The following is a 26,853-nucleotide window of genomic DNA, read 5'->3' on the forward strand; positions in this document are numbered from 1 at the left end:
AGAAAAATGTAAAAACTTGTTTGTAGGTAAGGACACGGCAGTGCCGTGTCCCTACGGCTTCATAAATGTGGAATCTGCTGTATCTCCGAGTTCTAGTTTCTTAGACTAAGAAATTCTCGACAACATAGTTCCCCACATTTCTACCCACACTTAAACCATTTACGTTAGCACTCATGAAATGAATGCCTCCGTAAAGGCGACTCATTCCCGATTCGTCGGCCGCTTCGCTGAAGTTTTGATAGGTTCGCAAACTGTTAACAGCTTTGTCTCCCCGATCTCCAAAGCCGTAATCCGAACCAAATACAGAACTGATCACTGCATCTGCCGCACCGCTAAAGGTACTGTGGCCCGACGTGTACTCAGGGAACGGCGGAGTAGTTAGCAGCGGAGTCCACAGGGGGTCGGCTGTCGTTTGGGGATTGTTGTCTGCGTCAGCTTGGCGGATAGCTGTCACCGGCCGCCATAAATTGTACTGGTACTTAGCATCCCAACAGCTAATAGCTGCATCGGCGAGGGCAAAATTTAGCAGGGCGAACAAGCGGGCGCTATCTTCTAAGGATTGGGCGGTGAGAGTCGCTGTTTCTTCGGCGATTTGGTTCCAGTGACCCGGAGGCGTAAACGTCCCAGCGCCGTTGGCCCAGAATTTGGCGATCGCAGTTTGGTCTGGGGTGCGCGTGAGGCTGTCACTTCTGCCGATTTCTTTGACGTAGTTAATTTCCTCTGCGTACTGGGCGCTGTCAATGGCGGGCGGGCCCGACGGACGAAACTGAGAACCGCTAGTCATCGCAAAGGGAGTAACTTCGGCCCACTGTGGCGCTAGCGCGGCGGCAAGGGCGGGGGGAGTCGGCATCCAACTGCCGGGGTCGGTTTTGGGGGTGTACTGCACTACTTTCGTGATGCCGTCTGTACTCCGGGAACTGATAATTTGGTCGGCAACTTGCTGTCCGAGGGCAATCCCGTCTTGTTTGGCTTTGCCGTCGGTAATTTTAGCTAGAGACGATGCGTATGCTTGGTCAAATGTGACTGCTTGCGCTGGGTAGAGGTTGACTAAGACGCGGTGGGCGGCTGCGGCGGTGGCTGCTTCTGCTGATGTACCTGCGGGTGGGTCTATTTCCACGAGGTAAGGGCTGTATTTTTTGCCGATCGAGTTAACTGCATCGTAAATGGCTGCGTGAACCATTGCCATGTTGCGGGAAGCGAGGGGAGGCGCTGTATTGGCTGTCCGCACTGCATTCAGCAGGACTCCGTTCCACTCGGTGACAGGGTTTCCCGATAGCTGATTTGTGAATTGGTCGCGGTTGATTGTGTTGCTGTTGACTCCCGGCAAGACTGCTAAATATTCGCCCGTGAGTTTGTCTTGAATTACGGTGCTGTTGCTGTTGACTCCGGTGCCTTGCTGGATGTTTAAATCTTCAAATATGAGGCCGTCTAGCAATCGAATTTTGTCATTGCCGTTGCCGAAGTCGGCGATGTAGTCGGCTGTGGCTAAAGTTGACCCGCCGTTGCCTTTAGCAATGGCAAATATATCATCGCCTGCGCCACCGCTAACGGTATCGCTACCTGCGCCCGCGTAGATGATATCGTTGCCGGAATCGCCACCAATTAGGTCGCTGCCTTTGCCTCCCCAGAGAATGTCATTGTCCGCACCGCCAACAATCGTATCGTTGCCTTGGTCGCCGCAGATTTTGTCTTTGCCGACATCGCCTTCGAGATAGTCCTCTCCGCTGTTGGCATAAATTATGTCGTTGCCATCCAAGGCGTTAAATCTGTCTGGTTGGGTGGTTCCTTCGAGATAGTCAAATTTAGGACTAGGGGTCAGGGATGCCATGTTTATTTATTGGATATTTTGATTAAAGCGCAAAGGTTCGTACCGTCTGTAGATGCTTCGGTGTGTTTACCCCTGATTTAATAGTATTAAACTTTCTGGTTGATAAGTAAACGCCACAACCAAGCTTTATTTAATATTTAACGGGCTTTTTATGAAGTTGGGCGCTTTTGGTCTGCGTAAAAATACAGAAATTAAAACTGTTGTTGATACTGCATGGATGTTAATTTATTAAAGAGAAACATTTTTTTGTAATATTTAGAGCAATATAATTTTTACCACCCTAGCCTAAAAGGTCGGATTGTCTAACGGAGTAAGTAGATATTTATTAAGCACTCCTCAAAGCTGCGATCGGGTCGAGTTTAGCGGCTTGGCGGGCAGGGACAACGCCGAAGAAGAGGCCCACTGCACCGGAGACACTGACAGCAAGAGCGATCGCCACAGGCGAAATACCAGCTTGCAAGGGCGTGAAATTACTGACAAGCAAAATACCACCTACACCTACGCAAGTACCGACTATCCCTCCGGCGGCTGATAAAATTACAGCTTCGACAATAAATTGAAACAAGATATCTTGTTGGGATGCGCCGATCGCCTTTCTGAGCCCAATTTCCTGAGTGCGTTCGCTGACGGAAACCAGCATAATGTTCATAATCCCAATGCCACCGACTAATAGGGAAATGCTGGCAACAGCAGTTAACATCAGTGTCAGAGCCCCAGAAATCGCACCCATTGTTGCCATTAAATCTTTTTGATTTCTGACTGTAAAGTCATCTTCGGTGGTAACTTTGTGCCGCAGTCTGAGCAAGTTTTCTACCTGAAATTGAGCCGCGTCCATTTGCAACTCATCTTTAATCGAAATAAAGATGGACGTGACAGCTAAACCGTAGGGAGATTTCCGCCCGACTATGCGGTTTGCCATTGTGGCGATCGGTACTGCGGCAGAGTTATCGTAATTCGTACCAAAAGATGTGCCTTTGGGTGCCAATACTCCTATTACTTTGAGGCTGACATTTTGGATACGCACTTGTTCGCCCAAGGGATTTATATTGCCAAAAAGTTTTTCCGCTAATTCTGAACCTAGAACCACAACTTGGTTACTTTGCTTAACATCTACTTCGGTCAAAAACCGCCCTTTTGCCATTTCAAAGCTTCTGACTTCTATAAATTCTGGAATCGTGCCAAAAATTAGAGCAGAAACGTTTTTGTTGCTGTAGCGAACAATCTCTGAACTGTTAAGTTCTGCTGACACGCCTTGGACGGAGGGGACTTGAGTTGCGATCGCCTTAGCATCTTCTACTATAAGTGTTTGAGGCGCACTTGCGATAGAACTTCGCCTAGCGTTGGGAACTCCGGGCCTAACTATCAATACATTTGTACCGAGGGATTGAACTTGTCCTGCTACAAATTTTTGAGCTCCTTGTCCCACTCCAATCATCGCAATTACTGAGGCGTTCCCGACAATCATGCCGATCATTGTTAAACTGCTGCGAGTTTTGTTAGCTAGCAGTGTTTGACCTGCCATTTTGACGCTTTCAATAAAATTCATACTTTGGGAATTGGGAATTGGGAATTGAGCATTTGAGAATTGGTAATTTTTAATTGAATGAACAAACAAATAACCAATTACTAATAACTAATGACTTCTTAAGCACTTCTTAATGCGACGATCGGGTCTAGTTTAGCCGCTTGTTTTGCGGGTACAATGCCGAAAAATAGGCCGATGCTGCCGGAAACACCTACTGCAAGTGCGATCGCCACTGGGGAAACGCTAGCTTGCAGGGGAGTAAAAGCACCTACTAAAAGCACGCCGCCGATACCGAATCCAGTGCCTATCGCGCCACCTGCTGCTGACAAAATCACAGACTCGATCATAAACTGAATCAGGATATCTTGCTGAGAAGCTCCGATCGCCTTTCTCAATCCAATTTCCTTCGTGCGTTCGGTAACAGAAACTAGCATAATATTCATAATCCCGATCCCGCCCACAAACAGCGAAATTGCCGCCACAAAAGCCAACATCAACGTCAAAGCACCAGTAATACTGCCCAACGTCTTCATCAAATCTTTCTGATTTCGCACCGTAAAATCATCTTCTTTAGTGATTTTATGACGCAATCTGAGCAGATTTTCTATTTGAAATTGGGCAGCTTGCATCATAGTTTCATCTTTAATAGCAACCGAAATAAATGTTACTTTTGTACCGTATGGAGACGAGCGACCAACAATTCGATTTGCCATTGTTGTCAGGGGCAAATAAACGTTCATATCTTGATTGTCGCCAAAACTTGAGCCTTTCGCCTGCATGACACCAATCACTTGAAAACTAGAGTTTTTGATGCGAATGTATTGACCAACTGGTTGTGTATTGCCAAATAATTGTTCGGCTGCTTCCGATCCTAAAGCAACCACATTTTCTTGTCTTTCTAAATCTAATTTACTTAAAAAACGACCTTGACCAACATCAAAGCTTCTGACTGTCAGAAATTCTGGGGTAGTTCCGACAATGGAAGATGAGACATTTTTGTTGCGGTAGGTAACGAGTTGACTGTCATTGAGAGTTGGTGCGACTTCTTGGACAGAAGCAACTTGAGATGCGATCGCCTCTGCATCTTCCACTACTAAAGTCTGGGGCGGAATCACCGGGCGGGTTTGCGCTTCAGGACTTCCGGGAATAATAAATAGCAAGTTTGAACCCAGAGAGTTAACTTGTCCCTCGATAAACGTTTGAGCTCCTTCGCCGATACCGATCATCGAAATGACAGAAGCATTGCCGATGATAATTCCTAACATCGTCAAGGTGCTGCGAAGCTTGTTTGCCATCAAGGTTGTGACGGCCATTTTGACGCTTTCAACAATATCCATAATTCCATTTTGAATTTTAGATTTTAGATTAAGGAATTGGTAAGGTGCGCATTGCGCACCCTACTAATGACTCGCGCGCGAGAGGATCGCACTCAAATGACTACTTTTGATTCTTGATGATATCCTCTAATTTTTTACCTTGAGGAAGTTCGGTAAAAACGCGATCGCCCGCTTTTGCACCCTCTAAAATCTGAATCTTGTTGCCAATAGTCGATCCAACAGTAACAGGCTTAAACTTCGGCTGCTGTTTCTCATCCGGAACTAGCACACCTGTTTGACCTTTATTAGTGACAATTGCCACCGTCGGCACAACTAAAGCATTGCTCAGCTTTTGACCTACAAATCTCAAATCTACATTCATCCCCGATTGCAGCGACTCTTTGCCCGTATCAATGGCAACTCGCACTTGAAATAGCGTCACATCCCGTTCCTTAACAGCTTCCGGCGCAATTAACTTAACGCGGCCTTTAAACACTTTATCTGGATAAGCATCGGCGACTATTTCAACTTCTTGACCCGGTTTAATTTGACTGATATCAGCCTCCGGAACTTTAGCCAAAACTTCGACATCTCTAGCTAAAGCAACAATCGATGTGGAAGTTGCCGAAGTAGCTTCCGAGGCAGAAGTTGCCGGAGTTACAAAAGCTCCTTGGATGGCGTATCTTTGGGTAATAATTCCAGCAAAAGGAGCGCGAACTTTCGTATCTTCTAACTGCACTTCTTGAAAGCGGACTTGAGCTTGAGCTTCGGCTAATTCAGCTTGAGCTTGAGCTATTTCTTCCGGGCGAGAACCGTTTTCTTGTGCGGCAAATTGGCTTTTTGCTTCAGCAACTGCTGCTTCGGCTTTGGCGATTTCTTCGGGACGGTTGCCGTTTTCTAGCTGCGCTAATTTGCTTTTAGCTTCGGCAACTTCTGCTTCGGCTTGGGCAATTTCTTCCGATCGCGTGCCGTTTTGCAATTGGTTCAATGCTTGCTGCTCGACTTGCACAGCAGCTTGCAGTTGCTGAATTTGCGATTCCCGACTTTCTTGCAGTTGTTGCAGGCGTCTTTGAGATTCTATTAATTTAGCTTGTGCAGTACGATTTTCTTTAATTAATTCATCCAGTTTATCTTTAGCCAGAGCACCTTCTTCCACTAACGGTCGATTGCGTTCCACCCGTTGAGCGGTTAGTTCGGCTTGAGCTTTACTCGAGTCAATTTGCGTTTGTGCTTGGGCAATTTCTTGTTTGACACTGCCAGTTTGAGCGTCTGCTAAACGAGCTTGAGCTTGGGCTAAACGAGCTCGCCCTTGGCTGACTTCTTCTACGCGGCTGCCGGCTCGCAGTCGCTGCAGGCCTGCTTGAGTTTGCTGCAATCGAGCTCTGGCTCCTGCAACTTCTTCCACGCGGCTGCCGGCTTGGGCTTGCGCGAGACTCGCCTCGGCTTGCTCTAAGCGCGCTCGGGCGCTAGCGATATCTTCCGATCGATTCCCGGCTTCGATTTTGGCAAGTTTTGCTCGCGCGCTGGCTTCGCGGGCTTTAGCTTGAGCGAGTTGAGCTTCTACATCGCGGCTTTCCATGCGGGCCACGATTTGTCCTGCTTCCACTTTATCGCCCTGTTCGACAAACAATTCTGCGATCCTGCCGGAGCCTTTGGGGCTGAGATTCACGCGCTGTACCGGCTGCACCGTGCCGCTGGACGTGATCCGCACCGTGAGGTTTTGCGCTTCCACCGGCACTGTCATAGTGGCGATCGCATCTACTTTCGGCTGCGATCGACTTTTTGCTACATATATAGTGGTCGGTACAGCTAGCAACCCGGCTGCCACCAACCCAATCGCCCACCGTTGCGGTTTGCGCGCGGGTTTCTTCGGAGACTGCTTTTGGGCGGTTTTGTTATCTGCAATTTTAGTCTCTGCGGCCTTGGTGTCTACAGTCTGAGTATCTTCCACCTTGACCTGAGCAGTTTCCTTTTTAGGGCTAACGATCATACCGACTCACCTAATTTAATCTCAGGATTACCTTAAAGGTAAAATTTTTGCTGATGCTTGGCATCGTCTTTCAGACTCATCCGATCGGGTGAATTTAAAAAAGTTCCCCAATCAGCACCTGTAAACAATTATAGCTAATCTTTGCAAGTTATTAAAAAATGTTAAGTTTTTTCAGCCAAAAGAGGTGGTTCTAAACAAAATCGTTTCTGGCTGCTGGCAAATAAAAATATATTTTAGCAGATAATATTGTTTTTGGGATCTAGGATCGTGCTTCTCACCAGCAACAAAGGCAGATACGACAGCGGGCGATCGAGTGTCACTAGGTCATTGCGGAGTCGTGTTAGCGATCGCAGCGGGATCTGCCAGTGCGAATCTAGCAACGACACAGTATGGACACACTTATTCTCATAAACCCGGTTTCACGGGTAGCGGTGCGTAAGTCGTGAATACATATCCGCCCTGTCACCACAACAGGTTAAAATATTTTTCAAATCCGTTAAAAATGGAAAATCAAAATAATGAATCGTCCTCAAAGCGTTACAGTTTTGGCAATCTTGCAGCTAATTAGCGGCGTATTCAGCCTCCTTGACGGCTTGTTCATCTTACTTTTTGCCGGCATTTTTGGCGGTCTCGGTGCGGCTGTCGGCGGGGCGAGAGTTGGCACTGTAATCGGCGGCTTCATTGCAATTTTTGCGGCGATCGCTCTAATTATCGGAATTATTTCGTTAATCTTAAGTTGGGGTTTGTTTCAACTCAAAAGTTGGGCTTGGACAGGAACATTAATTATCCATGTCGTCGCCATTCTCGCGCAAATTGCCAAAATGTTTGGCAGCGCAGGTGCAGCAGTCAATTTTTTAACTCTGGGTTTTGCAGCCGCTAGCATTTACTACCTGTTACAGCCGGATGTTAAACAAGCATTTTCTGTTGAACTCCCCTTTTAATTAACGGTACTGAATTCTCGGATCGAAAAAAGCATAGGAAATATCAACCGCCAGATTAATCAGTACAAAAGTCACAGAGACAAAAATTACTCCTCCTTGGACAATCGGGTAATCCCGCGTCAGAATACCAGTGTAAATCCAAGAACCAATTCCCGGCCACGAGAAAATCGTTTCAGTCAAAATAGCGCCACCTAAAAGAGTGCCGAACTGCAAACCTATAGTTGTGACAATTGGCAAAAACGCATTTTTCAAAGCGTGTTTCAAAATTACCCAATATTCAGGCAATCCCTTCGCCCTAGCAGTGCGGATGTAATCTTGAGAAAGCACTTCCAGCATTGCAGAACGAGTGATGCGAGCTATAATCGCCAGAGGAATAGTTCCTAAAGTCAAACCTGGCAGGATTAAATGGGCGATCGCATCCCGCAAAGCCGCCAAATCCCACCTCAGCAAAGAATCCAAAACATAAACACCCGTAATCGACTTAAAACCCCACCCCAAATCTACACTAATCCGCCCGCTTGGAGGCAGCCATTTCAGATAAACAGCAAACAAATAAATCAACATCAATCCCAACCAATACACTGGCAAAGATACGCCAATTAACGAACCGCTAATCGCGAGATTGTCTAGCCAGCTATTTTTCCGAACAGCAGCCAAAATCCCCGCCGGAATTCCGATAAAAAGTGCCAGCAACATCGCCACCACAGACAATTCAAAAGTAGCAGGCCAGCGACTTGTAATTTCATCAATTATCGGAATACCGCTAATAATGCTATTTCCCAAATCCAAGCGCAGCAAACTCCATAAAAAAACCAAATATTGCAAAGGTAAAGGCTGATTTAAACCTAATCTCGATTTCAAAATTTCCACCTGTTCGGGAGTTCCCCGTTCTCCCAAAAGCACTGTAGCTGGGTCTCCCGGTATCAAATGCAAAAATATAAATACTAGCAGAGTGATTCCGAAAAGGACTGGCAATAGTCCCAGCAAACGTTTAACAATATATTGAAACATCAGTTGATCTCATTCACCTTGCAAATTTGCCAAAATCCGATCGACCGTTTCTTCTACCGTTAGATGGGTTGAATCCAGCCAGTAGCCAAGGCGAGGAGTTTCGGTACGGAGAATGCGATCGAAGGCATAAACCATGGTTTCGTTGGCATATCCAGTTTTCGATCTTGCTGCATCCCGTGCAGCTACAACTTCTGCCTTCGGACACAGAACGATTGCCGACAACGGCACATCGTGGAAAGTGGCAACTACCTCAGCCAGGGCCGAACCAATTATGATGTCTTGATAAACGACCGTAAAACCAGCCTGGAGATAGTGTCGCGCTGCCATTGCTGCCAGGTGATATCGCAGTTGAAGCTGCTGATATGCCTCTGCTGACAAATTTAACGCCATTTCCGCCTGTCCATTCACAATCATGCGACGAAAGATATCACCGCGAAGGTGGACACTTTTGGGCAACCGTTCGGCAAGTGATTGGGCCACACTTGATTTTCCGGCAGCCATGTTCCCGGTAATCAAAATAATTTGTGGCTGATGATTTGCAGATTGCGGATTGCTGTCCATACTGTTTGTTAAGGTAAATTCATGTTAAGTATGAGAACCGAGGAGAGGTGTCTCGATCTAAACTCTCAATTTTTGCTCACTTCCTCAAAAGACTCCGACCCCAAAGGACTCGGAATCCAACCTTGAATATTCTTGCGTTTTCCTAAAAGCGGCTGCGAATGTACGATCGGCAAACGCACAGCTTCCCCATGCAAAATCTCGCTAACTTCCGCATAAATTTTCGCCCTAGCTGCTTTATCCCCAGTCGCCCTCCCCCGATCCAAAAGTTCCAGAACTTTCGGATTTTTCCAATTTCCCAAATCCGCCGTCGAACCCGGCCCGAAGTGAGGATAATAAAAATTGTCTGGATCGCCGTAATCTCCCGTCCAACCCATCATAAAAGCTTGAAAGCCGGGAGATTTTACCCGATCGGCTAAATAAGCAGACCAATCCTTTGTCAGCAATTTTACTCGAATCCCGATCGCGCTCAAATCCGCCGCAAAAGCCTCAGCAATAGGCTTCGGCGTGGGAAAATAGGGACGGCTGACGGGCATATACCACAAATCCAAATCAAAACCGTTCGGATAACCAGCTTTCGCAAGCATTGCTTTAGCTTGCTGGGGGTTAAATTCATAATCTTTAACTTTATCAGACGCCGCCCAACTCAGCGAAGGCGGGATAAATTGCGAGTCATGTTTTCCCAGTTCTCCCCAGAAAGCTTGGACTATTGCTGGCTTGTTAATTGTTTGGGCGATCGCCTGCCTGACTTCCGGTTTTGACAAAGGTTCGTAACTTGGATTTAACCCTAAATAACCGACATTAAAAGAAGGTCGCACAACAGCTTCTAAATTAGGATCTCCCTGAACTTCTTTCAGTTGATCTGGCGTTAAATCCACAGTAAAATCAAGTTGTCCTGCTCGCAACTGAGCCAGTCTCGCCGCCGGATCGTCAACAAAACGAATTACCAATTGATTGACTTTTGGCGTCCCAGTTTTCCAATAATTAGGATTTTTCTCCAAAACAATGCGATCGCCCGATCGCCATTCCTTAAACATAAAAGGCCCAGTACCCACAGCGACAGACCCCGGAGTGCCGTATTTAGCACCCGCTTTTTTCACCGCCGCCGGACTCGCTATCCCGAAATAACCAGACCCAATCGCCGAGGGAAAAGCAGCAAAAGGTTGATTTAAAACAAACTCAATCGTAGACTTATCAACAACTGCCACATCTTTTACCAGGGAATTTTTATCTCCCTTGAAACCACCAAAAAAATTCTTCCAAATTGGATAAGTTTTGCCAGATTCTCGATAACCGTTAAGATTTTTTGCATCCCACCAGCGCTCCACATTAAACTTTACAGATTCCGCATCAAAATCCGTACCGTCGTGAAACTTTACCCCGGAACGCAACTTAAAAGTCCAACTTTTACCATCTTTAGAACTTGACCATTCAGTAGCCAGACTCGGCGCAAGTTCCACAGTTCCCGGTTTGAAATCAGTCAAGCGATTGTAAATTTGGTCGATAACAATCACCGAATTGCCATCAGTAATGTTTCCCGGTTCCAGATTGATCGGCTGCCCGCCCGCACCGTAAACCAAAGCGCCAGCCGGAACCGCAGCAGGAGTTGTCCGAGTTGGAGAATTATTGCTAACCGTGTTTGAGGGCGTGCCGCAATTTGATAAAATTACAGCCATCCCAAAAACTAGACTTAATAAAACTAAACGCCAGGGTTTTAACAATCTCATTTCAATAGCTCCAGTTTAATAGAAAATTGTACTCATATCAATAAATTTCTAATTGGCTCTTTCTCTCACCTCTGTAATTTCTGCCTTCTCGGCAGTTCATTTAGTAAATTCTATATTAAAAGCCAGTCTAAATTAACAAACCAAATATAGCAGCCTGATGATATCATGCTGGAGGGGAAAATCTCAACCCACACCTTTACATTAGGCGATGGAACCAGGATGAAAGCTAACGTTTCGCCCCAGCTAGAGGGGTCATTCGATTTTAGGTTTTAGATTTTAGATTTACTCCATGAATCTGGGAGAGCATCTCATATTTGTAAAAACACTTCTTATGACTTCTTTCTTCTTCCTGTTTCCTTCTGCTGCCTCAAAACTCCAATTTATAGCTTACCTGAAAAAGTTCAAGCTCCCAATCTGGGAGCTTGAACTAATGAATCGCAGAGTGCGTAAACACCCTGCGATTCACTCAAAAGTCTTTGTCAACTACTGCGGTTTTTGACCGTTTTGCATCCTGTTTCTAGCCGTTTGTCGGCGCTGCTGCATCAGTTGAGCTAATTGGCTGCGCTGTTCGGCTGTGAGGACTTCTCGCATTGCAAGTGTACTTTCAAATTGCACCTCTTCCAACTGCTGTCTCAATCCGACTATTTGACGGTGTTTTTCGCGTATTTCGCTAGTATTTGCCGTGCCCGACATCATGGTTTCCAATTCTTGTCTGGCTTGGCGGACTGCTTGCATCCGCTGGGAAACTTGGTCTTTGTAGCGATCGCGAACTGCCTGCATTTGCTGCTTTTGGTCTGCGCTTAAATTCAGTTTCTCGAACATCCCACCTTCCTTGCCCGCAGGTCGATTTGGTCGCTGATTTTGTGCAAGTGTTTGGGGTTCTAGGGGATTAGGAACTGCTATTGCTGCGGCTGTGCTACCGAGAGTCAGCATTAAAACGGCTAGGGCAGATATACGACGAATTGACATGAAAATTGCCTCTTTGATATTACTTATTTGTTGGCGGTTCACTGTCAGCACCCGGGCTGAAAGTCAACCAGTCTGTTTGTGAGCGCCCGGTCATACTTTCTTGGGGAGAATCACGGAGTACACCCTCCCAGTTAGTAACTAAAAATGCTTCTAACTGAGCTGTTTCCTTATCGGACACTTGTGCAGTCTCAAACGGACGGTAGCCCGACCAAAAAAGTAGCAGGCTAGCAGTAATCGCCGACGATAAAGCCCACTTAGAAACAGAGGAGATTTTTAACCTGTCATCAGGCTTAGCTGAGGAACTTAATCGCGTTTTTTTGCGGTGGCTTTGGCTTTCATTGAAAACACTCGCCTGATTACTGTCGATTGCTGCTAGAATTTTTTGCTCTAAGTCTGGTACAGCTTCAGGAATATTGGGGCGATGTTGCTTCAAGAAATTAACTAACTCTTGGTCGCTGCTTGGGTTATTCATAGCTCGCTGACACCTTCTTTTTGCAAAAATTGCCGCACAGCATTTCGGGCATAAAACACGCGAGATTTGACGGTTCCCGCAGGCAGTCCCAAAATTTGGGCTACTTCTTTTTGCGGGATGTCTTCTAAGTCGTGCAGCACCAAAACGCTGCGGTGTTCAAAGCTCAATTGATCCAGTCCCCGCTGCACTAAATCTTGATAGTGCAACTGCATCAAGTCCGAGGTATTATCTTTGAGAATAACCCCCTCCATGGTTTCTTGAGTTTTGAGTTGGGAGTCAAAAGAATGCTGTTTAGCAAATGCTTGTCTTTGGTCGGAAGCCACATTCCAAGTGATTCGATAAAGCCAAGTAGAAAAGTTTTCCTGGTGCTTGAGTTTGGGCAATCCTTTCCAGACTCGCAGGAATACTTCTTGTGCTAAATCGTCAAGAAGCGACGGGCCGCAGAGTTGGTAAAGGGTTGACCTGACTTTGTGTTGGTAGCGTTGGTAAAGGTAGCGAAAGCAAGTGCGATCGCCCTTTAAACATTGAGCAACTAAGTCCGAGTCGGAACAGTCATCGGTTAAAACATTGGCTGGCACACCTAACACCTGTGAAGTCTCCCCCACCAGTTCGTTATCTGAAGTGTTTAGACAGGGCGATCGCAAAAAAGGTTCAAAGGATTTAAAATTTTTTTCGACGAGGCGGCAGGTAGGGAAACGGCAGTGCCGTGTCCTGATTTTTCCTGTAATTAACGGGTTCCGAGGTGTACAGCCTGGGAACCCAAATCCAGAGTCCGAGCCTTGGTTGAGAAAATGGACGCTCTGACTCGCCCCAGAAGTGTTACTTTCGCTAAGCCCGCAGTAACAAGTAAAACCAGTAAAAATTTGCTCCGCGGGTAGGGACATGACAATGCCCATTGGTGTCAACTTAACCTCAAATGTAGTGCGAGTCTTCTGTCTAGCGATTAAGACCCGATCGCCCCGGCGCTCCCCGAATCGTTGCGGGGGGACAAGAATCTTCTCTTCCGTCCCCCTTTTTAAGGCTACCGCGTACACACAAGTGGATTATGAGCTAGTTTCCACTCTTGCTGTTCGACCAATGCCTTGGTCGGAGGGTAGATTAATTGTATAAGTACCCTGATAGGGCTGTTCTCTTAAGTAGGCATAAAGCAATTGTGACTTGTCTAATAACCGACGCTCTTGTACAAGTGATTTAGAAAAGGTATATATAGCGGTTATCAATTAAGGCAGGTACAAGTTTAGATTGAATAATTGAATAATTGCGGGATTTACGGCTCAATTAAAAAGTCCTTAATCCCCCATTTAAAATCTAAAACTGTACATCATCTACCTGAAAAAAACTATAGTAGACTTACCGCTTTTATTAACCTGAGAGTTTGAGGCGAGCGCCTGCCTGCGATATTGCTCGATCCAGGCTTGAATTGCCAATTTAAATTCAGCTTTTTGTGCGTCTTGAATTCCTTTTGGATCGAAGCGCTCGCAATAATGAATATCGAGCAGCACTGCTAACTCTTCGAGACAATATAATTCCGGTTTTTCTTTTTTTAACCTCTCGATCCAATTTTTTAAAGACTCGGAAGGAGGGCGAATAAATCCAGACTCATTTAACGCCTGTTCGATTAAATAAAATTCAGATTTCTTACTCAACGAATCTTTTTTATAAATAGCCTTTAGCCATCTTTGTTTGTTAGATAAAATGCGTACAGCTTTCTTAAAATTAGGATTACGAATCCGAAAAAATATTAATGCTGCCAGCAGGATGAGTCCCCCATACTTCAATCCATTGCTACCTGATAAATATCGCAACCCCAGCAAAATTTTGTAACTCAGTAGCGACCATAAATCAGAGATAAATGCCCATCGGGGAGCCGCAGCATCCTCCATGCTTTCCCAATCAGAAGGCGTAGGATCGAAAGCTTGCCATTTTCCCGCAATATAAGCCAAAGTCCAGGCATGAGCATGGCGACTTCTTACAATATATTGGTTCTCCAAAGAACTAAATTCGTGAACAGAATATCCAACAGCATAACGGGCTGGAATACCGAGTTTTCTCAGGAGAAGTGTCGCAGCGGTAGCAAAATATTCACAATGTCCAGAGCGAGTGTCCAGTAAAAATGTTGATAGAGGCGTAGCATCATTATCTTTGCCCCTAAGCTTCAGTGAATAAACGAATTGTTTTTGGAAAAAGAAGTCTATTTTATCTAATATTTCTGATGGCGACTTTCCTTGAGTATCCATTTGACTGAGGATTTTATTCAGTGCAGCTATTTCTGATTTTGGTATTTGCAGGTCGTCTTCTGTAGGCGGGCTATCTACAGAAAAATTATTATTAAAGTAGCTTCGATAAGCCAGCATATCAACTTTTCCCGCCACTTTTATTGTGCCATATTTATTCTTTTCCATCTGACTGACAGGCAATGCCTCAATTTTAAAAGTTCCATCTGGCAGCTTTAATAAACCTTGGTTGCCTGGGAGTGTAGCCGAAATAGTAATCGTTGATGGATTTGGTAGTTGGTCGCCTAAATCCCAAGTTGTGCCATTAATCTTTGGTTGTACGGGAACAAAGTTAGGATTTAAGGCGAGCCAAAGTGAAGAGTTGTAGCGATTATAAGTGGCTTCTCTTAGCAGTCGGGGAGGAGTCTGTTTAGCTTCAGCAGCAACTCTAAAAATAATTTCATTTGACTGTTTTAATAATCCCACTGACCCGATGTTCGTTTGTTTTTTCAAAAAATCTGTTTCTTGAGAGTTCCCCTGACTAAGCCATGAGATTGCTTGCTGTTCTACTGCTAGGTGAAGTTGGTGCACGCCCATCTGTCCTATAAATCCTATACTGCCAGCAATTAACATCAGACCCAGCCAGAGAATAAATGAAAAATTTTTCGTTCTCACCGACCACAAAGCAATAGCGGTTAATGAAAATATCCCAGCATAAAAAGAGATATCTCTACTGTTCGTCGCACTAGCGGATAGCAGACAACAGATAAAATATGGATAATTTAGATTCACCATCAAGGGGTTAAGTAGTGCTTTTTTTGTTGCCTTGTTTAGCCACAAAAACATTAGGCGTATATCCAGACTTTCCTTGACAGAATATACCTGAGCAGCTACCAGTGGAAAAAATACAGCAGGAAGCCACTGCAACAAATTATATATCAAGTAAATAGAGCGGTTGGCGACCAGGAGATAAACCAGCAAACAGCACAAAAAAATCAGGCATAAATTAGCAATGCGCCTAAAATCACTAGCTGAAAAATCCCACCGATAAGGCAACCAGTTAGCTGCCTCTAAAATCAGAGCAATTGGCAAAGCAAAAAACCATAGTCCCGTTTGCCAGCCCCAAAAAATTACACTAGCACCCAAAAGAAACACTGGCATTTTCATAATTTCATTAACTCCTCTTGTATTTGACCTAGCTTTAAAATATGGCAGCTTGTTAAGTCATCTTTAATCAACTCTAAATTTAAGCTATCTAATTGAGCTTCTCGCTCTGTTAAAATTAAAACTAATGTAGGGATACCGTGACTTCTCAGATAATTTACTAATCTTTTTCTAGGTTCATCCCAACACAAAAATATACAAATACAACCGCTTAGCAGAGAGATTTTTTCCATCAAAACTGAGGTAAGCGAGTCAAAACCTTTATCCTGACAGGCACCAACAGAGGCGAGAATTTCTAGCATTTTTTCAGTAGAGTTCAGCCCTCTGCCAAAGGTAAAACAATAAGCTTCTTGAACGACGAACATCAAATCCAATAAGGATTCTTGAGTCTGAACTTCATAGGATAATGAAGCAGCAATTGAGATTGCTTCTTCTAGAAGTTCACTATATTTTACACTGTGAAATGTATCCAAAATTAAGGCGTGCCTCACAAAAAATTCATCCTGTTCTTCTTTGACTATTGGCTTACCTGCTTTTGCCCAGCTTTTCCAGTGAATTTGGCGTAGCGAATCTCCCGGCCGATAATCCCGCAGAGACCTAAATTCCTCGGAATCTCCTACGGATGAAGCTAATGTTACGCCACCTGATTGATACCTTCTTGAGCCAGGAAGCTGAATTGGTGGTACATGGTATAGTTTGGGTAAAATTAACATAGATTGGGGCAAGGAAATTGTTTTACAAGCATTCCAAATCCCAAAAGGATCAGACCTAGTAACTGTTAGACCGCAGAGGCGGATAACACCTCTGCTGGACGGCGTAATTTCACCTACCACTTCTGTTTTGCTATTGGGTGGAAGAGGAGGCAATTCTATGACCTTAGCTGTGGCGCATTGTTTTCTATAACTCAGCCACAGCCAACGATAATAGCCGAAGTATTTATCCAATGAAGTGCGCTTTTCTTCACCGGGTTCAGGTGTTTCTATAAATTCTTGAAAGCTTGGGTATATGTCGGCAAAATTTTCCCACAATTTCAGGTTATTTTGACTCTGGCTAGTTTTGTTATGAATGAGAATACGGTATTTTAAAGTGACTCCAACAGTTCCAAACTTTGGCAAAAACCGTACTGCATTGAAGCGGAAGCGAAAAAATTTACTAAAAATTATGGCTATTCCTATAATTGACAACAGGAAAGTAAAGATTTGATAAGTCACAGTCTGATTAGTATCTAATCCTAAAATTCCCGCTAAAAGCGTGCAGCTAAGCACTGCTAACCCATTGTTGGTTAATCGCTTCTTTCGCGATCGATTTACGCGCGCACCGAAGCGAAAAATAGCGTAAAAAACACGTTTCATTTTTTAGGCGGGGACAGGAATAGATTTGATAATTTCTTCAACAACACCTGGGGCCATTCTACCCGAAAAACGCGCTTGAGGTTCCATTACTAGGCGATGAGCGATGACTGATACCGCTTGTTCTTGAATATGTTCTGGCGTAACAAACTCATAGCCATCGAATAAAGCTAAGGCTTGAGCAACTTTCATTAAAGCTATGGAAGCTCTAGGACTCGCCCCTAGTTGTACGCCTTCGGCTGAGCGAGTTGCATTCACGATATCTACGAGGTAACGTTTCAACTCTTCACTAATTCTAATTTGCTTTACCTGCTGTTTTAAGCTAATTAAATCCTCTAAATTAACGCAGGTTTGAAGTGTATCAATAGGATGTTGATGGATTTGGTCTCCGAGCAGGTTAACTTCGTCTTCTGGCGAGATGTATCCTAGACTAAATTGAACTGCAAAGCGATCCATTTGGGCTTCAGGAAGTGGATAAGTGCCACGAGATTCTACTGGATTTTGAGTAGCAATGACAAAAAATGGGTCTTTAAGTTTGTGCAAATTTCCGTCAATGCTGACTTGAAATTCTGCCATTGCTTCTAGGAGGGCGGATTGGGTTCGCGGTGATGAGCGATTGATTTCGTCAGCCAAGATAATATTAGCAAAAATTGGGCCTTCGTGGAAATGGAACGTGCGTTGATTGGGGTCGAGCATGGATATGCCCAAGATATCGGATGGCAAAAGGTCAGGTGTAAATTGAATGCGTTTAAAGCTGACATCGACAGATAAGGCTAGGGCTTTAGCTAGGGTAGTTTTACCTGTACCGGGATAATCTTCTAGGAGGACGTGCCCGCCACTCACAAAGGCTGACAGCAATTTCCTGATTGCTGCTGATTGCCCTTTCACCACTTTTTGAATGTTGTTGGAAATCCTTTGATAAATTTCTCTGCCCGACTGAGAGTGATTTTCTGTAATTGCTTTATCCATTATTTATTGTGTTCGTAGCGTTCGGTTACTGTCCCGCTGATTGGCTTGTCCCGATTTAACTATTTACAGCATTTTTCCAATATGTATAAGTTTTTAAACCAATACTTTCTTTATTTTCATTATATATCTCGTCCAAACACCTGAAAAGAGCCAAAGCATAATTCTTCAATCCCAAATTTGTCAAACTTGTGAGAATCCTAGTCAGCCGCAGGTAGTTGTGATTGGATTGTTCAATCCACTCTCTTTTTCTTGACAAATATTCGGCCGATTTGGCAATTACAATTCCTGCGTTTTCCCCTTCGCGGCATTCTAACCCGTAAAACGCCAGCATGACCTTGAACGAATGCAGTAAGCGACTTTTCAACTCTTCACTTGTTCTAAAAGCTTGAATCACCTCGTCATTTAAAGTAGGAGCGCTGGAATTAAAACGACTCTTTTCTCTCAACGGAAACAGCCATTGAATGTAATTGTGCACGGATTCCAGCTTCTGGTAATCCCAGTACCAAATATCCTCGATCGCGCGACCTTGTGAATCAGGCTGCTGGCCGAGATAGAATGCTAAAATTTTGTTTTGTTTAGTTGAATTACTCATTAATAAGCTGTTTTGTATCTAAATTGTATTTTTGGGCTGGCGGGACACCCCACAACCAGAAAATAAAATTTTTGTGTGGAACAGGCATCCTGCCTGTGCTTCAAAATAGTTTTCTTGAGTCGGTTTTAACCGACTTTAGCTATTAGCCAGGGGTTTAAACCCCTGGCTGCTTCGCCCGCTTTACCGCAGAGTCACAAACTCTTCAGCAGTCGATGGGTGAATGCCAATAGTCGCGTCGAAGTCTTTCTTCGTAGCTCCCATATTAACAGCGATCGCCATTCCTTGAATAATCTCGCCCGCGTCTTTCCCAACCATGTGCACGCCCAAAACTCTGTCAGTATTAGTTTCAACGATTAACTTGACAAAAGTTTTCTCGTCTGCACCTGTCAAAGCGTGAAACATGGGTCGAAACTTGGCTGTGTAGCACTTAATTGAGTCGGGAAACTTTGCTCTAGCCTGCACTTCGTTTAAGCCGACTGTACCTGCTTCCGGCTGCGAAAATACCGCCGACGGGACATTTTCGTGAGTGATTGCTCTCGGATTGTTGCCAAATTCAGTATCTGCAAAAGCGCGTCCTTCGGCGATCGCAATTGGCGTTAAATTGATGCGGTTTGTGCAATCTCCGACAGCAAAAATGTGCGACTGACTGGTGCGGCTGTCTTTGGTAACTGCGATCGCACCTTTATCTGTTTCTACTCCCGCATTTTCTAAACCCAATTTTTCTAAATTAGGCTGACGCCCGGTAGCGCACAACAGCGCGTCTACTATTAGCGTTTCTTCGGATGTTCCCGACAGAGTTAATTTTAAGCCTTCTGGGGTTTTCTCAATGTGGTTGATCGAGCTTTCTGTCAAAATGTTTATTCCGTGCTTAATCATTCCTTCTTGCACGTTGGTGCGAATTTCTGTGTCAAATTCGTTCAAAATTAAGTCACGGCGGATGATTTGAGTTACTTGGCTTCCCAATCCGTTCATAATGCAAGCAAATTCGACGCCGATGTAGCCGCCGCCCCAAATTGCCAACCGTTTTGGCTGCTCTTTTAGGAGGAATATTTCGCGAGAGGTAATCGCGTGTTCGATGCCGACAATTGGGACTCTTTGCGCTTCTCCGCCGACTGCAATTAAGATTTTGGCTGCGGTAAATTTCTTGTCACCAACTTCGACGGTATGGGGGTCAATAAATTTGGCGTATCCTGAGATTAATTCGACTCCGGCTTTTTCGAGGAAGCTGATGTGCAGTTTGCTCAGCCGCCGCACTTCTGCGTCTACGCTGGTGATGAGTTTTTCCCAATCAAAGCTGCTTTCGACTGGACTCCAACCGTAGCCCACCGCATCTTCATAAAGGTGCGAAAATGTTGAGGCGTACACCATGAGTTTTTTGGGGACACAGCCGCGAATTACGCAGGTTCCGCCTACTAAGTCATTTTCGGCGATCGCCACTTTTGCGCCGTAGGATGCTGCTCGCTTGGAACTCGCCAATCCGCCGGAACCCGCACCTATCACAAACAAGTCGTAGTCGTATGTCATAATTGTCGCGAATGTCCTATCTCAAATTTACGATTTTTGTCCTTTACTTTTCTTAATGATATCTCAAAAATTTTGTGTTTTTTTTGGGGTCAACTACTTTACTTTTTGCGCTTGACATGGTATTATTTAACAATAGGAATTTGGGCGCAAATTGTACAATTGCTCACACTCCCATTATTAGACTATAGCACAAGCGAACGACAAGAAACATATAAAAATGTAACTATTTTCGAGCCGCCGCCAAGAATAAAAGAGCTAATTGTCGATCGCTCATTATAGCCGAGTCTTGATCGTCCTAAATCCCTGTAAAAAAGCGAAACTTTGATGTTCTTCCCCATTTTGAAGGGGTAGTAGGGGCCAACAATCAGGCGGGATGGGGGCTAATCGCAGCGCAGCGATAGAAAACTGATACTACCCTAACCTATCGGGCCAATCACGGGAGATTATTACCCTACAGTTTTTGATAATTTCATCAATTCTTGATAATTGCTATATTATAAACACAAATTAATTCTCGGGCTAGCTTTATGATCGATTGGCTTTTGCTCTGGGGAGTGACGCAAGGAGTCGGCATTCTCGTTCAACCCATCTTAGAAGATTTAGTCAAAGACGGCGCGAGGGATTTTGCTAAATATTTTTTTAAAGATTCCCTGAAAAACGTCTTAGTCGAAAAAGATCCCCGACAAGTCGCAGCAGGCAAAGCGCTCAAAAAGTTTTTGGAGTTGGTGCAACAGCAGTTAAAAATTGGCGGACTTCCCCCAGAGGAAATTAAGCGGTATATTAAAGATGTTAAACAGTTTATCAATAACAAGTCTGTTAAGGAAATTTTGGGCAAGGCTTTTGAGAGTGATCGCGAATCTCTCGATGCAGAACTTCTGGAACAAACCTGGACTCAACTAAATTTAACTTCTTTGCCACCAAGATTTAAGTGGCAAACCATCGCCAATCAGTATCTGGCAGAAGTTCAAGAAATTCTCTTTGACTCAAAAGACTTACGAGATATTTTGAATGCTCAAAATCTGGATAGCATTCAGAAAAATACTCAAGAAACGGCGGGGATTATTCCCGATTTTGACTTGAGGCAATATCAAGAAGCTCTGTGCGAGCGTTACAGCAATCTCAATTTAAGCAGCGTCGATCCCAATACCTACGATTATCGGGAAAAACTGAAGGTTTGGCAAATCTTTATTTTCCAAGATGTGCGAGCAATTTACGAATCATTTCTGCCCCAAGCTTACGAAATTCCTAAAGAACATCAACGGCGGCTGCAAGACACCAATCAATTAGACGCGATCGAACTAGAAAATTTAGAGAAATATCGGCGCGGTTATTTTTCTCAGCCGATCGTATCCGTGTTAGATGTTATTAATGACAAGCAAAAGTATCCCTACATTGTGATTTTAGGCGATCCGGGTTCTGGCAAGTCTACTCTGTTACAATATTTAGCATTAAACTGGGCGCGATCGCCCTTAAATAGCGTGACATCTCAGCCGATTCCGCTGCTAATAGAATTGCGGACATACATTCGCAACGGGGAATCAGGACACTGCAAGAATTTCCTGGAATTTTTCCATCAAAGTCCGGGTTCAATTTGTCACTTGAATCAGCATCAGTTGCACAAACAGCTTGAAGCAGGCGACGCTGTGGTGATGTTCGACGGGTTAGATGAAATTTTCGATCCCGGGAAACGAGAAGATGTAATTACGGCGATTCATCGGTTTACCAATGAGTATCCCCGCGTGCGAGCGATCGTCACGTCTCGGATTATTGGTTACAAACCTCAACGGTTGCAAGATGCAGGGTTTCATCACTTTATTCTCCAAGATTTGAACGCGGAACAAATTCAGGATTTTGTTCACCGCTGGCACGAATTAACTTTTACTGATGCTGGGGAAAAAGCGCGAATTCGCGATCGCATGAAAAGAGCATTGGAGTATTCATCAACGATTCGAGATTTAGCGGGTAATCCGTTATTGTTGACGATTATGGCGATTTTGAATCGCAGTCAAGAATTGCCGAGAGACAGGGCGGAACTTTACAATCAAGCTTCGCGGGTATTGCTGTATCAATGGGATGTGGAAAGGTCTTTAGTAGAGGATAGCAGGCTCGATCCAAAAACTATTGATGCTAAAGATAAGCAAGAAATGCTGCGGCGAGTCGCTTACAAAATGCAAGCAGCACCTCAAGGCTTAGCTGGCAATATTATTAGTGCGGAAGATTTGGAGAATACCCTGACAGCATATCTAAAGAATAAAGATTTCGATCGACCGAAAGAGCGGGCAAAGTTGATAATTAACCAACTGCGAACTCGCAACTTTATTTTATGTTTTTTGGGTGCGGATACTTATGGGTTTGTGCATCGAACTTTTTTGGAATACTTCTGTGCGTCGGAGGTGGTGGAGAGATTTGAGAAGACGCGAGAACTTTCTTTAGATGAGTTAAAAACAGAGGTTTTTGGTACGCACTGGTATGATGAATCTTGGCAGGAAGTTTTGTGCTTGATTGCGGGATTGATTGATGGACGGTTTACAGGGAAATTGATTGAGTTTTTGATTGAACAGTCTGAGGAATTTGAAAATTGCCAGAGCCTGTTTTTGGCTGCAAAGTGTTTGAACGAGGTGAGAGATAGAAAAATTATTGCTGGGATTGATAGTGAATTGCTTGAATGTTTAAAAGAGTTAACGAAGTATCCTCTCAGCGAGCATAGCATAGGTCTTCATGTAAATGGCAAAGAAATTGAACTGATTAGAGAAATTCATACTCAAGCAGTAAGTGCGATCGCCTTTACTTGGAAAGATGACCCTAAAACCTTACTGTGGCTCAAACAACTGGCTAAATCTGATGATGATAATTGGGGTGTGCGATATTCCGCGATCCAAGAATTAGCATGGGGATGGAAATATGATTCCGAAACCTTACCTCTCCTCAAACAACTGGCTCAATCTGAAGATGACAATTGGGCCGTGCGACACGCAGCAGTCCAAGAATTAGTACGGGGCTGGAAAAATGACCCGGAAACTTTACCCATTCTCAAACAAATAGCTCAATTTTATGATGATTCCCTTGTGCAACGTTTAGCAGTCCAAGAATTAGCACATGGATGGAAAGATGACCCAGAAATATTACATATTATCAAACAAGCAGCTCAATCTAGTGGTTGCAGGGTTGTGCAAAGTGCAGCACTTCAAGAATTAGTACGCTGGTGGAAAAAAGACTCTGAAACCTTACCTATTCTCAAACAACTAGCTCAATATGATGATAGTTCATATGTGCGAGAAGCCGCACTTCAACACTTAGCACAGGAGTGGCAAAATGACCAGGAAATCTTAGATATTTTTAAACAACGCGTTCAATATGATGATGATTCGGATGTCCGAGAAGTAGCAGTGCAAAAATTAGCACGTGGGTGGAAAGATGACCCCGAAACTTTACCTATCCTCAAACAATGCGCTCAATATGATGATGGTTCAGATGTACGAAGTGCCGCATTAATAGAGTTAGCACGTGGGTGGAAAGATGACCCAAAAACCTTTTCTATTCTTAAACAACGCGCTCAATATGATGATGATTTCAGGGTGAAATTTTTAGCACTTACAGAACTAGCATATGGGTGGAAATATGAACCAGAGATATTTGAGGGGTTATGCGATATTGCTATCAATCATCCTTTTGAACGTCAGTATAGCTTCCAATATCATCCTAGAAAAGTAGCACTTGAAATCATGGTCGAGCAATACTCCGATCACCCACAAACTTTAGAAATACTTCGCCATCTATTTGCCAACGATCCAGATGAAGAAGTCGGGCAGTTTGCCCACGAAAAGTTGACCGAATTAGAGAACCTGTGAGAGAAACACAAAAACCAGAAAGAAAATATGACTGTAGCTACTAATATCCCCAAAGCTTATGCAGAAATAGTTGAATTTTTGGCGACGGCCACACTCCGCACATCCTTATCAACTTTCAACTCTCCGAGAAAGAAAAAGAGCATATCGCCGACCTAATTTATGCCCATAATAATCAAGCCGTGACCCGCGCTGGAAAAAGCAAATTGGATAACTATCTAGTGCTAGAACATCAGATGGCTGTCATCAAAGAACTCACAAACACGTCGTTAAAGATTTAGTTTTTTTATATCTCGTCAATTAGGGTCCAAACGATCGCCCTTCCAGCCGCCAAAACCGATAAGAAGTGTTAACTTAGTAGTTAGTTGTGTCGATCGCACAGAAAAATAAATGCCTGAACTACAAACCGATACATACCAAGACCTCGACCCGCAAGTCCTCTCAAAGCCCGTTGTTGTCGGTCTGGAAGAGGTAACAAAAGTTTACGGGATTGGCGACCTGGAAGTTCGTGCCTTAAACGGCGTCAGCTTGACCGTAAGACAAGGAGAATATTGCTCGATTATGGGCGCATCGGGTTCCGGCAAATCTACAGCTATGAATATTATCGGCTGTCTCGATCGACCTACGACCGGCAGTTACTACTTAGACGGCGTAGATGTCGCCCAAATGCCCGAAGGAGAATTAGCCGGCATTCGCAATTTAAAATTAGGTTTTGTCTTCCAACAATTTCACCTGTTGCCTCAATTGACAGCATTAGAAAATGTCATGTTACCGATGGTTTATGCCGGCATTCCCGCAGCAGAAAGACGCGAACGGGGAGTAGAGGCTTTAACAAAAGTAGGCCTGGAAAGTCGGCTGCAAAACAGACCGAATCAACTATCAGGAGGACAGCAGCAGCGGGTAGCCATCGCCAGGGCTATTGTCAACCGTCCCGTGTTGTTGCTGGCTGATGAACCTACAGGTGCATTGGATACAAAAACTACTCAAGAAGTAATGGATATTTTTACCGAATTCAACGAAAGCGGCATGACTGTTGTTATGGTAACGCACGAACCAGAAGTGGCGCGCCAAACTCGCCGCGTTGTCTGGTTCCGCGACGGTAAAGTTATTCATAACAATCTCAACCCCGAAGAGCTTTCACACGCTGTATTTTAGTATAATAGTCCGCGAAAAGCGAAAAGAAAATTGGGCGATTTCAATCGCTTCTAGACAAACGAAGTCCGCCTACGCGGACTAAAGAATCAAGAGGGTATGAGTCCTATGCAAGAGGACTTTAGCTATTAGACAGGGGTTTTCAACCCCTGGCGGACTAATAGACAAAACGCCTGATATGTGGTTAATGAAAAGCACTTGGAAAAGCTTCCCAAACTCGATCGACAAAATCTCTAAGTTGCCGAGATGCGATCGCACCATCCTTTTTTTCAGCATCCAGAGAGTGCAACTCGGTCAACAGTGAAATTACCTCAGTATCTAAAGCCGCCCGAAACAAGCTAAGCGGCCAAAGCAAATCAGCACCATCTCGCAAATCGGATAAAGTGTATTCTGCCGATAAATCCTTCCCCGACGCCGATACAACTAACATCAAAGGGCGTACCCAACAAACTTGACGTGCCTCAACCACTTGGATTACCTCGGAATGCAGGCACGCATCTCCACATTCTAAACTGACAATTTGACCCGGCTTAAAGTTCAAAGCACAATCCATTAATGCTCACACTTAATAAAGACATAACAAAGCAGCCAAATAAGTGCTGCATCTCTCCACAGCACCCGAAAACATTATATCATAATTCCTTCTTCCTTCTTCCTTCTTCCTTCTTCCCTCTTCCTTCTTCCTTCTTCCTTCTTCTTAACTTTCATCAAGCTTTTTAAGATCCATTTCGAGCTGGGCACTCAACAATCGTGCTTCTTTTTTACCACCGCCACCATTGGCATAATCCGCCACGGAAATAGGAGAACCGATCGCAATTTTTACCTGAGCACCCCATTGAGGAATGCGCGGGCGATAGCGGATACTCATCGGTACAATTTTCACCCCCAAACCCGGTTTGCTCAACTCTGCTTGCATTGCCAAACGCGCCAATCCCGGCTTAATCGGATGAACTTCGCCATCCTGAAAAATGCCGCCTTCGGGAAAAATCACCAACATTTCCCTGTCGAGGAGTAGTTCCACTCCATAACGGAGACTGCCAATCGCCGGATGCTTGAGATCCACAGCAAACCCCCCCAAATGTCTGATGAACCAACCTTGCACTCCTTTGACCTCATCAGCAGTTACCATAAACCGCAAATCACGTCCAGTCACCTTCTGTCCCGTTGAATAAGGCATCATCAGGGCATCCCACCGGGATCTGTGCGTAGGGGCTAAGATGACAGGCCCGTCTTTCGGCAAGTGCTCCTGTCCGGTTATCTCAATCTTGCCAAAATGAAACGGTAGGACAACATAGTGACCTAGCGGATAGAGCAAGGAGGTTAACCAAGGAGAAACGCGAGAGGTATTAGATGCTACCTTGGCAGGCATTGGCTTCACTAGAGATGATTTACTGGACTCAACGGCGATCGTGGCGGTGTGGGGCATAGCAATTAAGCTGCTTTCTCGAGATCTCAAGTCTAAAGTAAGTGATTGGACAAATCTTTAGTTTTTGGGTCGGGACACTTTTGCTATTGGCCTTGTACCGATCGAGCGATCGCGCCCGCAAGAGATAATCTCTAACAGGTAAAACCTCAGCCAACCGGACAGCACTAATACAAAGTAGTCGGCCGCCTGGAAAGCTCGATCGGGCAAGGTAGGGTCGAGAGAAGATGTTACCACCTTCTCCCTCCCATTCGGAACCGTGCTTGCCAGTTTCCCGGCACACGG

At 44.6% G+C, this 26,853-nt stretch carries 22 protein-coding genes; 4 read left to right on the plus strand and 18 right to left on the minus strand.

What is annotated here, in order from left to right; all coding sequences use genetic code 11:
- Window positions 1-100: 100 nt before the first annotated feature.
- The 4 genes from QUA27_RS23515 to QUA27_RS23530 form a co-directional block, all read right to left on the minus strand.
- Window positions 101-1,828 (minus strand): phosphatase PAP2 family protein, encoded by a 1,728-nt coding sequence (locus tag QUA27_RS23515; protein ID WP_333070992.1) that lies wholly within the window; start codon window positions 1,826-1,828, stop codon window positions 101-103.
- A 325-nt stretch (window positions 1,829-2,153) separates the two neighbouring features.
- Window positions 2,154-3,374 carry an ABC transporter permease gene (locus QUA27_RS23520; RefSeq protein WP_333070993.1) on the minus strand — a complete coding sequence of 407 codons (1,221 nt, stop codon included), beginning with the start codon at window positions 3,372-3,374 and terminating at the stop codon, window positions 2,154-2,156.
- Between the two features lie 98 nt (window positions 3,375-3,472).
- On the minus strand, window positions 3,473-4,690 hold the full coding sequence (locus QUA27_RS23525; protein WP_333070995.1) for an ABC transporter permease: 1,218 nt from the start codon (window positions 4,688-4,690) through the stop codon (window positions 3,473-3,475).
- A gap of 100 nt (window positions 4,691-4,790) precedes the next feature.
- Window positions 4,791-6,659, minus strand: coding sequence for an efflux RND transporter periplasmic adaptor subunit (locus QUA27_RS23530; protein ID WP_333070997.1), 1,869 nt, complete (start codon window positions 6,657-6,659; stop codon window positions 4,791-4,793).
- Window positions 6,660-7,177: 518 nt separating this feature from the next.
- On the opposite strand from QUA27_RS23530, the gene QUA27_RS23535 reads away from it, so the two are divergent.
- Window positions 7,178-7,600, plus strand: a complete 423-nt coding sequence (locus QUA27_RS23535) for a hypothetical protein (protein WP_333070999.1) — start codon at window positions 7,178-7,180, stop codon at window positions 7,598-7,600.
- On the opposite strand, the gene QUA27_RS23540 is transcribed toward QUA27_RS23535, so the two are convergent.
- From QUA27_RS23540 to gor, 11 genes are all read right to left on the minus strand, one after another.
- A complete protein-coding gene (locus tag QUA27_RS23540; protein WP_333071001.1) occupies window positions 7,601-8,611 on the minus strand; it encodes an ABC transporter permease in 1,011 nt (336 codons plus the stop codon).
- Between the two features lie 9 nt (window positions 8,612-8,620).
- On the minus strand, window positions 8,621-9,172 hold the full coding sequence (locus QUA27_RS23545; RefSeq protein WP_333071003.1) for an AAA family ATPase: 552 nt from the start codon (window positions 9,170-9,172) through the stop codon (window positions 8,621-8,623).
- A 65-nt stretch (window positions 9,173-9,237) separates the two neighbouring features.
- Entirely contained in the window at window positions 9,238-10,896 is a 1,659-nt protein-coding gene (locus tag QUA27_RS23550; protein WP_333071006.1) for an ABC transporter substrate-binding protein, read from the minus strand.
- 483 nt (window positions 10,897-11,379) lie between these two features.
- On the minus strand, window positions 11,380-11,865 hold the full coding sequence (locus QUA27_RS23555) for a Spy/CpxP family protein refolding chaperone (RefSeq protein ID WP_333071007.1): 486 nt from the start codon (window positions 11,863-11,865) through the stop codon (window positions 11,380-11,382).
- 19 nt (window positions 11,866-11,884) lie between these two features.
- Window positions 11,885-12,337 (minus strand): hypothetical protein, encoded by a 453-nt coding sequence (locus QUA27_RS23560; RefSeq protein WP_333071009.1) that lies wholly within the window; start codon window positions 12,335-12,337, stop codon window positions 11,885-11,887.
- Window positions 12,334-12,924, minus strand: a complete 591-nt coding sequence (locus QUA27_RS23565; RefSeq protein ID WP_333071028.1) for a sigma-70 family RNA polymerase sigma factor — start codon at window positions 12,922-12,924, stop codon at window positions 12,334-12,336. Before QUA27_RS23565 ends, QUA27_RS23560 begins: the two co-directional genes overlap by 4 nt.
- A 738-nt stretch (window positions 12,925-13,662) precedes the next feature.
- Window positions 13,663-15,717, minus strand: a complete 2,055-nt coding sequence (locus QUA27_RS23570; RefSeq protein WP_333071010.1) for a transglutaminase-like domain-containing protein — start codon at window positions 15,715-15,717, stop codon at window positions 13,663-13,665.
- Complete coding sequence (locus QUA27_RS23575) at window positions 15,714-17,066, minus strand: DUF58 domain-containing protein (protein ID WP_333071011.1); 1,353 nt, start codon at window positions 17,064-17,066, stop codon at window positions 15,714-15,716. The genes QUA27_RS23570 and QUA27_RS23575 overlap by 4 nt, the downstream gene beginning before the upstream one ends.
- Window positions 17,067-17,069: 3 nt before the next feature.
- Window positions 17,070-18,032 (minus strand): AAA family ATPase, encoded by a 963-nt coding sequence (locus QUA27_RS23580; RefSeq protein WP_333071013.1) that lies wholly within the window; start codon window positions 18,030-18,032, stop codon window positions 17,070-17,072.
- A 55-nt stretch (window positions 18,033-18,087) separates the two neighbouring features.
- On the minus strand, window positions 18,088-18,624 hold the full coding sequence (locus tag QUA27_RS23585; protein WP_333071014.1) for an opioid growth factor receptor-related protein: 537 nt from the start codon (window positions 18,622-18,624) through the stop codon (window positions 18,088-18,090).
- A gap of 180 nt (window positions 18,625-18,804) precedes the next feature.
- Window positions 18,805-20,148 (minus strand): glutathione-disulfide reductase, encoded by a 1,344-nt coding sequence (gor, locus tag QUA27_RS23590; RefSeq protein ID WP_333071016.1) that lies wholly within the window; start codon window positions 20,146-20,148, stop codon window positions 18,805-18,807.
- Window positions 20,149-20,675: 527 nt separating this feature from the next.
- Here gor and QUA27_RS23595 point away from each other — a divergent pair.
- The 3 genes from QUA27_RS23595 (at window position 20,676) to QUA27_RS23605 (ending at window position 25,148) form a co-directional block, all read left to right on the plus strand.
- Window positions 20,676-23,996 carry an NACHT domain-containing protein gene (locus QUA27_RS23595; protein ID WP_333071019.1) on the plus strand — a complete coding sequence of 1,107 codons (3,321 nt, stop codon included), beginning with the start codon at window positions 20,676-20,678 and terminating at the stop codon, window positions 23,994-23,996.
- A gap of 27 nt (window positions 23,997-24,023) precedes the next feature.
- Window positions 24,024-24,152 (plus strand): hypothetical protein, encoded by a 129-nt coding sequence (locus tag QUA27_RS23600; protein ID WP_333071020.1) that lies wholly within the window; start codon window positions 24,024-24,026, stop codon window positions 24,150-24,152.
- 231 nt (window positions 24,153-24,383) lie between these two features.
- Entirely contained in the window at window positions 24,384-25,148 is a 765-nt protein-coding gene (locus QUA27_RS23605; RefSeq protein ID WP_333071021.1) for an ABC transporter ATP-binding protein, read from the plus strand.
- A 181-nt stretch (window positions 25,149-25,329) separates the two neighbouring features.
- Here the strand turns inward: QUA27_RS23605 and QUA27_RS23610 are convergent, their stop codons facing one another.
- From QUA27_RS23610 to QUA27_RS23620, 3 genes are all read right to left on the minus strand, one after another.
- A complete protein-coding gene (locus tag QUA27_RS23610) occupies window positions 25,330-25,698 on the minus strand; it encodes a hypothetical protein (protein WP_333071022.1) in 369 nt (122 codons plus the stop codon).
- A 144-nt stretch (window positions 25,699-25,842) separates the two neighbouring features.
- Window positions 25,843-26,571 (minus strand): lysophospholipid acyltransferase family protein, encoded by a 729-nt coding sequence (locus QUA27_RS23615; protein ID WP_333071030.1) that lies wholly within the window; start codon window positions 26,569-26,571, stop codon window positions 25,843-25,845.
- Window positions 26,572-26,628: 57 nt separating this feature from the next.
- Window positions 26,629-26,853: hypothetical protein (locus tag QUA27_RS23620; protein WP_333071023.1), on the minus strand; the 225-nt coding region annotated here is incomplete at its 5' end.

The sequence above is a fragment of the Microcoleus harperi Pol14_C6 genome (assembly GCF_036701295.1).
Taxonomy (GTDB): domain Bacteria; phylum Cyanobacteriota; class Cyanobacteriia; order Cyanobacteriales; family Microcoleaceae; genus Microcoleus.

Excerpts from the sequence above, each read along its gene's own strand:
- QUA27_RS23555 (WP_333071007.1), bottom strand. The coding sequence starts at position 11,865 with ATGTCAATTCGTCGTATATCTGCCCTAGCCGTTTTAATGCTGACTCTC.
- QUA27_RS23545 (WP_333071003.1), bottom strand. The coding sequence starts at position 9,172 with ATGGACAGCAATCCGCAATCTGCAAATCATCAGCCACAAATTATTTTG.
- QUA27_RS23615 (WP_333071030.1), bottom strand. The coding sequence starts at position 26,571 with ATGCCCCACACCGCCACGATCGCCGTTGAGTCCAGTAAATCATCTCTA.
- QUA27_RS23530 (WP_333070997.1), bottom strand. The coding sequence starts at position 6,659 with ATGATCGTTAGCCCTAAAAAGGAAACTGCTCAGGTCAAGGTGGAAGAT.
- QUA27_RS23570 (WP_333071010.1), bottom strand. The coding sequence starts at position 15,717 with ATGAAAATGCCAGTGTTTCTTTTGGGTGCTAGTGTAATTTTTTGGGGC.
- QUA27_RS23605 (WP_333071021.1), top strand. The coding sequence starts at position 24,384 with ATGCCTGAACTACAAACCGATACATACCAAGACCTCGACCCGCAAGTC.
- QUA27_RS23610 (WP_333071022.1), bottom strand. The coding sequence starts at position 25,698 with ATGGATTGTGCTTTGAACTTTAAGCCGGGTCAAATTGTCAGTTTAGAA.
- QUA27_RS23595 (WP_333071019.1), top strand. The coding sequence starts at position 20,676 with ATGATCGATTGGCTTTTGCTCTGGGGAGTGACGCAAGGAGTCGGCATT.
- QUA27_RS23575 (WP_333071011.1), bottom strand. The coding sequence starts at position 17,066 with ATGAAACGTGTTTTTTACGCTATTTTTCGCTTCGGTGCGCGCGTAAAT.
- QUA27_RS23525 (WP_333070995.1), bottom strand. The coding sequence starts at position 4,690 with ATGGATATTGTTGAAAGCGTCAAAATGGCCGTCACAACCTTGATGGCA.
- QUA27_RS23520 (WP_333070993.1), bottom strand. The coding sequence starts at position 3,374 with ATGAATTTTATTGAAAGCGTCAAAATGGCAGGTCAAACACTGCTAGCT.
- QUA27_RS23515 (WP_333070992.1), bottom strand. The coding sequence starts at position 1,828 with ATGGCATCCCTGACCCCTAGTCCTAAATTTGACTATCTCGAAGGAACC.
- QUA27_RS23585 (WP_333071014.1), bottom strand. The coding sequence starts at position 18,624 with ATGAGTAATTCAACTAAACAAAACAAAATTTTAGCATTCTATCTCGGC.
- QUA27_RS23600 (WP_333071020.1), top strand. The coding sequence starts at position 24,024 with ATGACTGTAGCTACTAATATCCCCAAAGCTTATGCAGAAATAGTTGAA.
- QUA27_RS23535 (WP_333070999.1), top strand. The coding sequence starts at position 7,178 with ATGAATCGTCCTCAAAGCGTTACAGTTTTGGCAATCTTGCAGCTAATT.
- QUA27_RS23580 (WP_333071013.1), bottom strand. The coding sequence starts at position 18,032 with ATGGATAAAGCAATTACAGAAAATCACTCTCAGTCGGGCAGAGAAATT.
- QUA27_RS23560 (WP_333071009.1), bottom strand. The coding sequence starts at position 12,337 with ATGAATAACCCAAGCAGCGACCAAGAGTTAGTTAATTTCTTGAAGCAA.
- QUA27_RS23540 (WP_333071001.1), bottom strand. The coding sequence starts at position 8,611 with ATGTTTCAATATATTGTTAAACGTTTGCTGGGACTATTGCCAGTCCTT.
- gor (WP_333071016.1), bottom strand. The coding sequence starts at position 20,148 with ATGACATACGACTACGACTTGTTTGTGATAGGTGCGGGTTCCGGCGGA.
- QUA27_RS23550 (WP_333071006.1), bottom strand. The coding sequence starts at position 10,896 with ATGAGATTGTTAAAACCCTGGCGTTTAGTTTTATTAAGTCTAGTTTTT.